At 52.4% G+C, this 13,234-nt stretch carries 12 protein-coding genes; 9 read left to right on the top strand and 3 right to left on the bottom strand.

What is annotated here, in order from left to right:
* Positions 1 to 20: 20 nt before the first annotated feature.
* Positions 21 to 626, bottom strand: coding sequence for a hypothetical protein (locus DFO57_RS21175; protein ID WP_233255878.1), 606 nt, complete (start codon positions 624 to 626; stop codon positions 21 to 23).
* On the bottom strand, positions 626 to 976 hold the full coding sequence (locus DFO57_RS21170) for a hypothetical protein (protein ID WP_110015704.1): 351 nt from the start codon (positions 974 to 976) through the stop codon (positions 626 to 628). The genes DFO57_RS21175 and DFO57_RS21170 overlap by 1 nt, the downstream gene beginning before the upstream one ends.
* 500 nt (positions 977 to 1,476) lie before the next feature.
* Between DFO57_RS21170 and DFO57_RS21165 the strand changes: the two genes are divergently transcribed.
* On the top strand, positions 1,477 to 2,562 hold the full coding sequence (locus tag DFO57_RS21165) for a hypothetical protein (RefSeq protein WP_110015703.1): 1,086 nt from the start codon (positions 1,477 to 1,479) through the stop codon (positions 2,560 to 2,562).
* Between the two features lies 1 nt (position 2,563).
* Positions 2,564 to 4,801, top strand: a complete 2,238-nt coding sequence (locus DFO57_RS21160) for a P-loop NTPase fold protein (RefSeq protein ID WP_110015702.1) — start codon at positions 2,564 to 2,566, stop codon at positions 4,799 to 4,801.
* 127 nt (positions 4,802 to 4,928) lie between these two features.
* Here DFO57_RS21160 and DFO57_RS21155 read toward each other — a convergent pair whose 3' ends face one another.
* The gene (locus DFO57_RS21155; protein ID WP_110015701.1) at positions 4,929 to 5,249 is read right to left on the bottom strand and encodes an NIPSNAP family protein; all 321 of its coding nucleotides are present in this window, start codon (positions 5,247 to 5,249) and stop codon (positions 4,929 to 4,931) included.
* A 429-nt stretch (positions 5,250 to 5,678) separates the two neighbouring features.
* Here DFO57_RS21155 and DFO57_RS21150 point away from each other — a divergent pair, with 429 nt between their 5' ends.
* From DFO57_RS21150 to DFO57_RS21120, 7 genes are read left to right on the top strand one after another with little or no spacing between them, the layout of a single operon-like run.
* On the top strand, positions 5,679 to 6,923 hold the full coding sequence (locus tag DFO57_RS21150) for a SidA/IucD/PvdA family monooxygenase (RefSeq protein WP_110015700.1): 1,245 nt from the start codon (positions 5,679 to 5,681) through the stop codon (positions 6,921 to 6,923).
* A 15-nt stretch (positions 6,924 to 6,938) separates the two neighbouring features.
* Positions 6,939 to 7,325 (top strand): cupin domain-containing protein, encoded by a 387-nt coding sequence (locus DFO57_RS21145; RefSeq protein ID WP_110015699.1) that lies wholly within the window; start codon positions 6,939 to 6,941, stop codon positions 7,323 to 7,325.
* Positions 7,318 to 8,859 carry a class I tRNA ligase family protein gene (locus DFO57_RS21140; RefSeq protein ID WP_110015698.1) on the top strand — a complete coding sequence of 514 codons (1,542 nt, stop codon included), beginning with the start codon at positions 7,318 to 7,320 and terminating at the stop codon, positions 8,857 to 8,859. Before DFO57_RS21145 ends, DFO57_RS21140 begins: the two co-directional genes overlap by 8 nt.
* Positions 8,849 to 9,901 (top strand): FAD-dependent oxidoreductase, encoded by a 1,053-nt coding sequence (locus DFO57_RS21135; protein WP_158279700.1) that lies wholly within the window; start codon positions 8,849 to 8,851, stop codon positions 9,899 to 9,901. The genes DFO57_RS21140 and DFO57_RS21135 overlap by 11 nt, the downstream gene beginning before the upstream one ends.
* Positions 9,898 to 11,118, top strand: coding sequence for an MFS transporter (locus DFO57_RS21130; protein ID WP_110015696.1), 1,221 nt, complete (start codon positions 9,898 to 9,900; stop codon positions 11,116 to 11,118). The genes DFO57_RS21135 and DFO57_RS21130 overlap by 4 nt, the downstream gene beginning before the upstream one ends.
* Positions 11,115 to 12,356 (top strand): ATP-grasp domain-containing protein, encoded by a 1,242-nt coding sequence (locus tag DFO57_RS21125; RefSeq protein WP_110015695.1) that lies wholly within the window; start codon positions 11,115 to 11,117, stop codon positions 12,354 to 12,356. Before DFO57_RS21130 ends, DFO57_RS21125 begins: the two co-directional genes overlap by 4 nt.
* The gene (locus tag DFO57_RS21120) at positions 12,353 to 13,234 is read left to right on the top strand and encodes an ABC transporter substrate-binding protein (protein WP_110015694.1); all 882 of its coding nucleotides are present in this window, start codon (positions 12,353 to 12,355) and stop codon (positions 13,232 to 13,234) included. The genes DFO57_RS21125 and DFO57_RS21120 overlap by 4 nt, the downstream gene beginning before the upstream one ends.

Raw genomic sequence — 13,234 nt, 5'->3', positions numbered from 1 at the left:
GAATTTTCATAAGCGCGGCACTAAGGCTCGTAGCGTAAGTCGCTCATTACGTCTAAAAACGAGCTGTATGTTTCAGCGACATAAGAATCCATGCAGTCAAGTTCGTAACAGGCCGCTTTCATCTTCTCGCCAAACAGCCGTGTATTAATGAGGGAAATGCCGGTCAGACTTGGCTCTCCTTCCCTGGTCCGGTCATACCGGAACGCCGTTGAACCAGAATCAATGGCAATCAGTTCCTTGATGACGGCGTCCGTATTACTGTGGTTGGCGCGCGGGAAAGAAGGATCAACCTTTCTGACCAGTTTTCTGGCGTGGTCCCACAGAACGTTAAGATCGTGAACGGCCTTTGGCCCTTTAACATCCGGGTCATCTATCTGCAGCAGGCAAAGCGTGATAATTCGCTTGAGGGCCAGTTCGACATGATGCCGGTAAAGGAAAACTACAGGGTAGACAAGCACATCCTGATCCCGTCCTTTGGTATCTATATGCTCTATAAGCAGTTCAGCAGCACGCCGATATCCGGCCGCATAAGTTGCACCGTGGTCGCGAGACCACTCATTCAGACACGCGTTATTGTGCCAGTCGTCATCTCCGGCAAACAGCTCCGACACAGATTCCTTTTTCATTATCGATTAGCCTTAATTTCATCAGCCAGCGCCACAAATCCCTGGTGCTCTGTTTCGAGGTAACGGCTGTAAATACGCGCATCCCGCTCCGTCAGGTTGTCAGGGTTGCCCTCAAACCAGCGCAGCAACACCCCGATGGCGTGCTCCAGGGTGTCCAGATCATATTCATGATCGCCCGACACGCCGGCGTCGCGCAGCTCCTGGCGGAACTGGTTATATTTTTGGCTGAGAACGTCAAGCCCGAGCCGGGTGGCGGCATAAAGGTTGTTTTCACCGGGTGACGAAATGGCGTTGCGGATTTTTTCAAACGCGTAACTGAAATAGTTGCGGTCCAGCATTGATTCAAACATGACAGTTCTCCAGAGGATTATATGGGCGCTACTGATAATGAATGTTACTTAACATGCCAGATATCATCACTCGCTAATCTTTAACTTACGGAACTTTAATCTATGTTATTAAAAGTCTGGTCATATTCCCGCACTGCAATTGCCGGAAGCCTGCAGTTGCCGGATCCGACTTTTTCCCTATCGGGCAGTAACCGGAAGGGTAGCACGGCGGCGGGGCGGGCGGAAGCGGGGTTTTCAGGGAGCCTTTCGCCTGACGCATCCCCTATGTTGTGTCTTGTGCAGCTGAATGAGCCACAACATGTGGGGTGCTGCGCAGAAAACCGCCACCGGAGAGGTGAAGATCCGGTTCTGTCTTTTTTCGGATCTCGGGCACAAAAAAGAAAAAGAGGAAACTGTGAACGCGGATTTATGACATGATGTCACTTTAATTAAATGCGTGCTTTTTCCTTTGCACTGATGCATTCTTTTTATAATCCACCTACACACGGAAAAAAAGCATCATGCTCAGCCAGCTGACATTACGGTTTCCGAAAAAACTCATTGAGGGGCTCAAGTCCCGCGCGTCCGCCGAAGACACCTCGGTCAACGCCCTGACCGAACGCCTGCTCGACGGCGCGCTGAAGTCCGCCCCGCCGGACGACGCCTTTTTTGCCCTGCAGGCCGATCCGGGCGGCACGCGGGAAACGCTCTACCGGAAGGTGGTCCGCGGGGAGACCTTCGGCCGGCAGTCCCTGAAACCGGCCGAGCTGCGCTGGCTGTTTGTGCAGGCGCACGCGGCCTGCCAGACCGGTAGCGCGTTCATGAGCTGGTCCGCGATGGAGAGCCTGATGGGCATTACCTTTGACGCCCTGATTTATGCCACAGAAAACGGTATACCTGTCGATACTTACTACATCAACCGGGCCTTTGACCTTGCCGGCAAGGACTACCGGGCCGAAACGGACGCGTTCATGGCGGCCATGCCGCACGCCGTGGACGCCACCTGGGCGGAGTTCCTGCTGCGTCCGCTCTCCTCCGGCGCCCTGAACCTGAATGCCTTTCCGGATGAAGCGATCGCCCGCATCTGCACGCCGGCGCGCCTGAAGGCCGTTTTCCCGCTGGTCGTCAGGGCGCAGCGGCCTGACGGGGAAAACCTGAAGGCCTGGGCCGCGGCCACCGGGCTGGTCACGGACGACCTCATCCTGAAGGCGGAGGTGGCCGACGTCATGCTGCGCGCCGAAATTCGCGGAAACCGGCAGCCGCAGCTGCCCGGCCAGGCCTGGCAGGCTCCCCAGTTCAGCCTGTTCGTGACGGCCGGGCGGGTGTCGCTGGCGCTCGGCTGGGAGGTGTTCAGCGCGCTGGTACGCTATATGCAGGCCCGCGCCTGGCAGGGGAGCACGGACGCGTGGAGCGCGCGCGACAGCCTGGTGTCCCTGTACCTCCCGCGCGCGGAGGGAGGCAGGGCGATTCTCGGACTGGACGGCACCCACATCGCCATGACGACGCAGGAATACCTTCAGCTTGAGTCAGCGCTCATTGAAGCAGTAGCGAATGCTGAGACGATGCCGGTGCTGACCGAACTGCGTGCGCTTTACGGAGATTACTGACATGCAAAAGGAAAGAAGCAGAAACAGTGCCGGGAGGGAGTCCCCCATCAGCCTCCCTGAAGAAGACCGATACGGTTTTGTTAACGTGGCGGCTGCTCTTGCGAGCAGTATTCTCACGCTCGACAACGATGTCAGTACTGTTATAGGGATTGAGGGAAAGTGGGGAGCTGGCAAAACCAGCCTGCTTCGCCTGCTACTGAAGAGTCTGGACAAGCAGAAAGAAGCTGATACCCACATTCTGCATATTGCGCCCTGGATGACCGCGCAGGGGACCAGTCCGGCTGACTCACTGCTGTTGCCTGTTGCTGCAATTCTACGCGAAGTACAAGACAGCCGCAGACCTGCGCCGCGAGGGGTCTGGCAGCGACTGTCAAGGTTCATCCAGAGCAAACGCAATACGGGTGCAGCCCTCGATATGTTGAACTTTCTTCAGCAGACCTCAGGCAGGCTTGCGCCACTGGCTGATTTTGCTGGCAACTTTGTCAAGGGCATGGATGTGGCCGCAAAGGGGATGGAAACGCTGGCCAGACTCGATCTTTCCGGACGAAGGCAGACTGCGGCTGCTCTGCATGCAAGTCTTGATGAAGAAATCAGACGGCTTGACCTGAATTTCATAGTCGTCGTTGATGATCTTGACCGGCTTGAACCGGCACAGGCCGTTGAGGTCTTGCGACTTATACGTTCAGTGGCCGACTTTTCCCGTTTCCGCTATGTCATCTGCTATGACCGTAACGTCCTGGCGCAGGCAGTTGAGCAACATTTGCATGTCAGCGACGGCGCATTTTATCTGCAGAAAATAATTCAGTTGCCTTTCTGCCTGCCCCGTCCGGAAACTTTCGATCTTCGACGGGAGTTCAGAACGCGTGCTGCAGAACTGTACGAAGAGATAAACGGATATGACCTGAACGCCGATGCTGGATCGGAGCTAGCTGATGCAGTTGACGCTTACGGAGAAATGCTGTCGACACCACGGGAAGTGAACCAGACGCTGAATGCCCTTCGTTTTATTTATCCGGGTCTTAAGGATTACGTTTACTTTCCTGATCTGTGTTTTCTCCAGCTATTACGTGTCGTAAATCCCGGCCTGTATGGGTGGGCTGAACACTATCTGACCGAGCGCGCGGTGATTGAAACGAATGACGCCAGCATCAGCGATGGTCAGAAGAAAGTCATGAGCGATCAGCTAAAAATGCATATGAGCCGTTTTCCGGATAGCCGGGCACGCTATGGCTGGAATCTGGGCCGCTGGCTCCCCGGTATAAGCGGATACAGCAATGGTGAATATCATATTTTCCAGCAGATACAGAATTCTGAGCTTCTCAGCTCGCACCGTCGCCTCGGTAGTCTCATTTACTGGAGGTACTACTTTTCCTTTTCTGCTCCCCAGAACGTATTGCCGGAGGAAAAAATTCAGGGCATCCTTCATATGGCCGGTACAGACGTGGAGGCACTCGAGAAGTTTCTTATTGATAATGTCAGCAGTAACGGGATTTCTTCCCGCACGTGGTTTGAGCATATTATCACCCGTCTGACGCCTCGTATAACCGGTGCCGCCAGCTATGAGCAGCAAATGGGACTGATTAGCTTCTTTTTCAACAACAGTGATCGCCTTAAAGAGATGTTCATGGAGCGTCATTCATTCTTCATCATGTATGATTCCGGCGCGGATAATCTGGTGAGACAGCTCATGACTCAGGCACTGGAGAATGACCGCAGTCGCAGCCTCAGCGATATGAAACATCTGTTTGGGGGTGGCAGGGCCGTCTTATGGGCAGCAGGATTTATGCGGGATCTGCTCTGTCTGCACGGGCTTGCTGGCACACGTACAGTTAACGAAAATGAGCGGTTTCTGAACAAACCGGAGCTGGAAGATCTGCGTGACGGGTTTGTCCAGCGCCTTAACAGCGACGCTTTCAGGGCATCACTATTCTGCCACTCACGGCTTTTGGGCTACCTGAATGCCTGGCGGGAAATCGAGGGCGAAGAGACAGTCCGCCGCTGGACCCATGAAGTCAGCAGCACTGATGCTCAGTTTCTGCAGCTTCTGCTTAAACTGCGCATTGCCGTCACAAGCAGTGACAGAGGAAATTTTCTCAAGCTTGATTTATCTGCAGTCAGCAACGTATTTCTTGATGAAGAAAATATTAAAACCCGGCTTAAAAAGATCGAAGAAACCGGGTGTTATGATAATGAAATCAGAGAGATCAGGGATGCCTTAAAACTCACTTCGCACTGGTGATCCAAGGAAGCGCACTGACTACTTTGCCCTATACATTTATTGTGTTCATAAGGGCAAACATGTTTCCGCTCAGGTATTAGTGCGCCAGACAAAAAAAGCATTGTTCATCGTGTTTAAAGGCTGGTTTTCAGAAGTTAAACGGTAAATCAGATTCACTGAGCACCACGCGATGACTCTGTTCAATCATACTGACAATGGCCTCTCTGGGACCGTCACGCCAGCGTCCGTCTGCGTAAAATGCCTCAAGTGTCTCATCCATTGCGCGGGTGTCAGGAAATCTTCTTATCAGGTAATACTTATCCGGGTTGTCGAGTGAGTTTCCGTATGCCAGCACCGTCAGCCCACATTCTTCATGAAGCGGGATGCTTTCATTCTGCATAACAAAATGGAACTGCTGACCCGTTCCTTTCTTCAGGGTGTACTGAAGAATTTCACAAACGACTGGCATAAAAGACCTTCCTTCTTGAAATATGGTCTACTCTGTTATGGCGTGCTGAGTTCTCTGACTGCATGTTTTTAGCTCTGCAGTTTAACGTTTCACTTCATTACTGTGACATTTTTCTTAATATTTTGCCATAAGCCACTTACCTCTCCGGATTTACAAAAGAGATAAAATCCTCTCTGACCACACTTGCCCATATTTTAAACTCTGCAAGAAACATATCCAGTGATATATTCTACCATATTAACAGGGGTTAATTAATTCACCTTGTTTGTAAGTTAATGTAATGCTACTTTCTCGTTGCCTCACGTTATAAAATTTAAATAAAAGTAAAATAGTTAGTTTGCTAAATATGTGCCAAAGGATACCGGCAGTATATGTCAACAATTGAGTTTGTTGGCATTGCTATTCATTAATTTGAATCAGGAAGTGTTTATGCAAAATGTTGACCTGCTAATGATAGGTTCAGGTCCGTCCAATCTTGCAGTTGGCGTGGCTCTGGAAGAAAACGAAACTCATCACAATATACATTCCTCTGTGATACTGGAAAAAGACTCATCGGTATGCTGGCATCGCGGAATGCTTTTCCCCGAAGCCCAGTCGCAGGTTTCTTTTTTAAAAGACCTGGTTACTCAGCGTAATCCCACCAGTAAATTCAGCTTTCTGAACTTCCTGCATAAAACTAACCGCCTGGAAAGTTTTATCAATCTCCAGACGTTTAACCCTTACCGAAAAGAAATATCAAATTATTTGCAGTGGGTTGCGAATCAGTTGAGTAAAACAGAGGTCATTTATAACAGCAAAGTCGTGTCCGTGAGCCCCGAAATTTCAGAAGAGGGGAAAGTCCGCGCCTGGCAGGTGCAGACAGAAAACGGCCAGCAGTATCTTGCAAAACGCCTTATTTTTGGTGCGGGAAGGGATCTGAATATTCCCGCCGTTTTTGCAGACATTGAAAAAGGAAAAGTGATCCACAGTTCTCACTATCTTACCTCTCTGGACAGCCTGAACAAAACCGACATCAGAAACATCTGTGTGGTGGGCGGGGCTCAGAGCAGCGTTGAAGTTTATCAGTCCTGTATTGACGTTTTCCCGCACGCCCGGGTAACCATGATGATGCGCTCTATCGGGCTCGTTAACTATGAGGGAAGTCAGTTCACCAACACGCTGTATCAGAACGAATTTATCAATACCTACTTCAACTGTGATCCCTCAGTGCGTGAAAAGACGCTGGCGGCTATGCATACCACGAACTACTCAGGGGTTGCTCCCGCGACGCTGTCAGGCTTATACCGGTTTCATTACCTGCAGGAAATGCAGACTGAAAAACGTGCCACAATACTGACGCAGTGCGATATTTTACATGCCGTTGATGACAATAACGGCGTGCTGATTACCTGGAAAGACAATAAAACCGGCCAGACGCACTCTGAACATTTTGACCTGGTATTTCTGGGAACCGGTTTTAAAAATAAAACGCCGGAATTATTTAAGAATATTTCCCGGCAGTTTGATATTCAGAAACTGCACGTCAGCCGCAAATATCGCGCACAAATCCCCTGTGCCGAGGGCGTCTCTCTTCATCTTCAGGGAACAAATGAAGAAACGCACGGAATAGCCGATTCTTTACTGAGCGTTCTGGCTTTCCGCTCCAAAGAAATCCTGGATGACATCACCGCCTGAATAACGGAAAAAATTATGCACGCTTTTAAAGAACTCGACCGCAATAACCTGCGCTTCGAGAATAATCTGCATGCCCAGAGAACGCTCCCGTGGGAAAATTTCAATGCTCCGTTTGAAAGTTCCTGGTGCGTTATTTCTCCGGGACAAAGTTCCACACCGCATCATCATCATGAATATGAAATATTCGTCGCTGTAAAAGGCGAGGCTTTTATAATTTGTGAAGGTAAAAAAACAGAATTCAGACAGGGCGACACCGTTCATTTTAAGCCCTTCACGCAACACTGTGTTGTGAATGAAAGTCAGGAAGATTTTGAAATGTACAGCATCTGGTGGGACACCCATATGTCAGAACAATTTCTTCAGCAACACAGTACTGATAATAAGGCGGCTCAAAATGGCTAAAACACTGATTATTGCTCCTCCTCCGACGCCAAATGGTGATCTTCATGTGGGCCATATGGCGGGACCTTATCTGGCGGGAGACATTTATGCCCGATACCTTCGCCTTAACGGAAAAGCGGTTAATTACGCCACCGGTACGGATGACAGCCAAACGTATGTGGTGACCAGCGCCTTAAAACTGGGCACCACACCCGAAGAACTCTGCCGTCAGTCATCAGAGGATATCCACAGCAGCCTTAAATTATGGGGTGTTGACCTTGACGGGTATGCCCCTTTTGACGATGGCTACAAAAAAAGCGTCTATGAATTTCTGAATCCGTTATTTGAGAACGGTAAACTGCTAAAGAAAACGGTCAGACTTCCTTATTCCGCTCACCGCGGTGAATACATGGTGGAGTCGTTTGTGGCAGGTGAGTGTCCGGTCTGCCTGGCACACTCTCGGGGCGGCCTGTGTGAAGGCTGTGGCCACCCCAACAACTTCGACATGCTGGTAAGGCCCACGTCAACTCTGCCGCCTTATGAGCCGCTTGAATACCGGGAGGCCGAAATTCTGGTTTTTCCGGTAGAAGAATACAGAAGCGAACTGGAAGCCTATTATGCCGCCAGAAAAGGCCAGTGGCGCCCGCATATCCTGCAGCTGATGGATGAGCTCTTCAGCAGGGAGCTCATCGATTTCCCTGTCACCTATCCTGTCAGCTGGGGGCTGCCCTCACACTTTCCCGGCACAGAAGGGCAGGTACTCAACGCCTGGATCGAAGGAATGCCTGCATCGATGTACTGCAACGCCTGCGGCGAAGCCACTGCGGACGCGGATGCAACCTGGCGTTCTGAAACGGGCAATGCGCTGATGTATTTTCTGGGATTTGACAACTCCTATTTCTGGGGTGTCACCCACCTGGCCCTTCTCATGGCGCACGAAGGAAAATACATCCTTCCGCACACCATCGTGCCCAACGAGTTTTACGAGCTGGAAAATTCAAAATTCTCGACCAGCCGGGGCCACCTGATCTGGGCTCGCGATCTGGTCAGTGAACTCCCGCGGGATTATGCCCGTTTTTATCTCTGCCTTACGAGCCCTGAGCATAACCGGAATAATTTCAGCCGGGCGGCGCTCAAGCAGATCCTTAATGAACGACTCATCACCTCATGGAATCTGCTCGTGAGCGCGTATAAAGCACAAGACTGGAACGCGCGGATTGATGACAACGCTGAGAATGTTGATGTGATCGTCGAAACAATGTCCTCACGTCTTCATCAGTGCTGCCGTATCGAAACCTTCAGCCAGAGCCGGCTCGCAGACTGGATACTGAACCACATCACCCGCCTGCAGGAACTGATTGCCGAAAATAACGGCCTCAGCCTCTGGGCCGTTAACCGTCAGTTATCTGTGCTGCTGGACGGGATGGGGCTGGTGATGATCGATCTCAGTAAAAGCGTCGCGCCTGCCGGAACGCTTGATGCCTGTTCGGTGTTAACTCTTCCGGAACTGTCTCTCATCGGTTCTGATGCATGCAGTCAGTCTTATGCGTCGTGATATCGCCGTCGTGGGTGCGGGGATTACCGGCATCATGACGGCTCTCGCCTGCGCCCGTAAGGGCGCAGGGGTAGATCTGTATGAGGCTGAACACATCCCTAACAGAGAAAATCTTTCCTGGGCTCCCGGCCGCCTGTGGAAACACATTCACGAACATAACAGCTGCCTGGAGCCGCTTGCAGGGGCTTCACTGGTCTACTGGGAAGCGCTTATTTTGCACAGTCGCGGGGAGCTGGGCTGCCGGACAGAATCGCTGAGACTGCTGCCCCGGGAGGACTGCCTGCAGCTTGAGCGCCACTACCACGCCCTTGGCACCGGATGCCATATTCAGACGCCGCAGTCGTGTGAACAATCCAGTGTGTTCCGCTTTGCCGCAGGGAAGCAGCTGTTCACCGGCCATGACGCTGTTCTTCTGGATGCACGGAAGATTTGTCTTCTGCTGCTCGATGAGCTGGCAGAGTGCCGGAACGTGACATTACACCCTCTGACGCCGGCAGATATGGATGCCAGCGGAAACGGGGTTCTGTGCCTGAGCGGCAGTGACAGCAGAACGTACGCGACCATTGTCTCCACAACGAGTCAGCCCCTGCATGAACGGCAGCCAGCAGCGCGTGAACGTGCCCAGATTCGCTATCAGGTGCACTTTGATGTTCACGTTAATGACAGCAGAAGAGGCCTGTTGAAGCCCGTTCTGCACTTCGGTGATGACAGACGAACATGGTGTGTACCGTCTCCCGACAGAAGCGTCCTGAAACTGAGCGCCAGTGCGTTTTCCTTTCCTGATGCCCCCCGGGCAGATGTGGTCGAAGCCTGCCGCACGTATCTGTTACAGAAGCTGAACATCCGCTACACCCGCGTTGAGTCGCATGTCTCTGCCTACCATGAAATCCCGTCAGAGAAGCGCCCGTTTTCGCCTTACTGGTACACCGATCCTCAGACAGGCGTGGTCACCGTGGATTCCTGCGATGCCTCAATTTTCAAAATTGCCCCGGCCCTGTCAGACCAAATCAGTCAGCACGTTATCAATGGAGTGACCTTATGAGTAATGAAAGTATTCTTCCGGTTTCAGCGGTCGCGCTCAGGCGCGGAAGAAAAAACGAAGCGCTTATCCTGTCGGCTTCGCTGGTGTCCACACTGGGCAGTGGCATCCTCACCATCGCCAACGCCCTGATCATTTCACAGAGCATGGGAACGGCAAAGGCCGTCGGCACGCTGTTTATTCTTATTGCGCTGCCGCAGGCATTTTTCTCTGTGCTGTTCGGAAAGTTCTCGGACGTTTTTGACAGAAAAAAAATCTGCATCATCACCAACCTGATTAACGCCGTGATCGTGCTGGGCGTGCTGTCAGGCATCCGTTACTTCACCGATCCGGCCATGACCATTTTCATCTGCAGCTTCATGCTTTCGATGACCATGGCCATGTTCTTTCCGGCGAATAACGCCATCATCAAGGATTCCGTTGAGCCGGGCCGCATGGCGGCATTCAACGCCAGGCTGGAAATGGCCGTGCAGATTGGCGCGCTCGTTTCCGTTGCTGTCGGGGGATTCCTGATACAGCTCATCGGCGTTGATTTTGTTTACGTCCTCAATGCGATGACGTTCATTCTCAGCGCAGTGCTGTTTTTCCTGCTGCAGCCCTATCAGCTGGCTGCTGAGGCGGGCAAATCCGTCAGCACCGCCGCACAGCAGGCGAGTCACGATGACAGCGGCGTCAGAAAACCCTGGCTGATGTTGCTTTACGGCACGGGCAACGTCATCGTCACGGTCAGCAATATGCTTCTGGTTTTGCTCGTCACTAAACACTTTGCCGCCGGGGCTGGCGTCCTGGGCATCGTAGATGCGCTGGCAGGTGTGGGCGTGGCTGTCGCGGCCGCCGTAACGCCTTTCCTTCAGAAGCGCGTTTCTCTGCTGAAGATTGTTGCTTTCGGGTACCTGGCTAATGCCTGCTTCATCGCCCTGCAGCCCCAGTTCAGCATTACCTGGCTGATGGTTTTCTTTCCGCTGGGTGCCGTGTGTTTCGGGCTGGCGCGTATTTCATGCCGGACACTGATGTTCCATACCATTCCGTCAGAATATACCGGCCGTTTTTTTGGCTTCAGTAATGCGGTCGGCCTCACGTCGGCTGTAGTACTGACTTACGTCATCGGGGGGCTGGTCGACGGCCACAATGTGCTGCTCGGCTATGTTGCGCTGGCTGGCGCCGTCGTCACGTTATCCGTGCTTGCTTCTTCACTGGTTTTCAGAGGGAAAGGAAAATGAAATTACTTGCAATTGAAGTGGGTCAGTTTGGCAGCTATTACAATTCCCGGTATGAGCAGGTGGAAGCGTACGGTGCCGAACTGTTTGTGCTGTCCGGCGTGGCTGAAAGCGATCACTGGAAAGCGGGTCGCTTCTTTATTTCCCACAGCATGGATATTGATGACCTGGTCAGGCATGCAAAACTGCTTCACCAGGACTTCAAATTTGACGGCGTTTTCACCTTCGCAGAAAACAGCGTCATTGCGACGGCCATGATAGCCAATGCGCTGGATCTGCCGGCGATTTCTGTGGATGCGGCAGTGAAAAGCCGCAACAAGATATTCATGCGGGAAGCACATCGCGAAGCCGGTGCCCCCCATCCTGACTTCCGTATGACCCCGACGCTGGACCATGCGCTTAAGGCCGGTGACGAGCTCGGATACCCAGTCATCCTTAAACCCACGCTGGGCTCGGCCAGTCAGTTTGTTTATAAAATCAACACCGCGCAGGATCTGAAAGAAGCTTTTCCAAAAGCGCTGACCGGCATCGCCGAAATGAGTCAGTTCAGAAATGAAGGCATCACGGATGTTCTTGGGCCAAACAGCCTGCTTGTCGAATCCTATCTCAACGGCAAAGAATTTCTCATTGAGGCTTTCACCTGGGATGGCGTGACCGTTCTCGGTTCGGTCGTGGATCGCGTCACGCTGGAGGGCAACACTTTCGATGATGACGTGCATCATGCCCCTACGAGTCTGACTGATGACGAGCTGCAGCTGGTGCACAGGGCCGTTCACTCAGGTGCGGTATCCCAGGGCCTCGATCGCAGTGTCATGCATGCTGAAATCCGTTTTCACGACGGAAAGCCGTATATCGTGGAAATTGCGGCACGCCCGGGGGGCGGGGGGCTGGACTTCATGGCGCGGATTTCGTCTGACTACTGTCCGATAAAAGCGTTGATAGACGTGGCTTCAGGCTCAAAACCGGCTTACCCGGATTACCGGCCTTCCGGACGACACACGTTCGCCCTTTGCCTCATCTCGTCAGCAGGTGTGATCGAAAGCATCACGGTACCGGCAGATGTGACAGCCGATCCTTCAACGTTCATGCTGAAATTGACCGCCAGTGTGGGCGATGTGATAAAGCGCCCTCCTTCTGGCAATGATATCGTCGGCTTCCTGGGCGTAACGGGCCGCAGCCTCGCTGAAACCGAAAGCAAGGCCATGAATTATTCACAGCGGATCACCGTTATAACCCGATGAAGAGAATCGGACTGGCCATCGCATTAGGGAAAGATGCCAACAGCCATACGCGAACGTTCACTGAGGCTGTTAACTACAGCCTCAGGCATTTCCCGGAGTTCAGGAAACACCACCTGAAAATCGTGAACGATGAAAAATCACCAGAAGGAGGCGTCAGGGCAGCCACAGAACTCGCTGAATGGGGCGCAGAGGTTGTCGTCGGACATTTCTCGAGCCTTGCTGCGCTGGCAGCATTACCGGTTTACAGAGAGCATGGCATCCCGCTCATGCTCCCGGCTTCAACCGCCTGTGAGCTGAACACCGGGGAGAGCTTCAGGCCGTTCAGGTATCAGAAAAATAACGCAGAGCTGATTGAGTACAGTGTGGCGAACTGCCTGAGGGACGGTAAAGAAGGGAAAGTTTATGCAGTTCTGCAGGACAATGCCTATGCAAACCGTTTGCTGGAGCATTTCCCGTTGCTGTCTGACGTAACCGTAATCAGAAATATTCCTGCAAGAACGGCAAGGGATGACACGTACATGATTATTGGCTACAGCGATTTTGCCGCTGAAACGGTAAAACGCCTGTCGCAGGCCCAGCTGTACAGGATCGTGCTGCTGGATGATGCGGACAGCCCGGAGGCCTATGCCTCGTGCATCATAAGACCGGCGCGTTTCTCACGGGTTCGTTCAGTGTCTCATCTTCACAAACACGGAAGAAGTCAGCCCTACTGGAATGAAACCCTGCTGGCGCTGTCGCTTGCGGCATTACCGGCTTACGGGAGCAGCACAGGCACGGAGTTCAGCGCCGGGTTTATGACGTACCTGGGGTATCAGGAGTTTGACCGTCGCGGATGTTTTGGTGACTGCCTGCTTGTGGCTGAAGACATTGAATTCTGA

It is taken from the genome of Pantoea sp. AG702 (assembly GCF_003182295.1).
In the GTDB taxonomy this organism is placed as follows: Bacteria; Pseudomonadota; Gammaproteobacteria; order Enterobacterales; family Enterobacteriaceae; genus Pantoea; species Pantoea ananatis.
The sequence above is the reverse complement of the archived record's forward strand: the minus strand, read 5'-3'. Positions and strand labels throughout refer to the sequence as shown.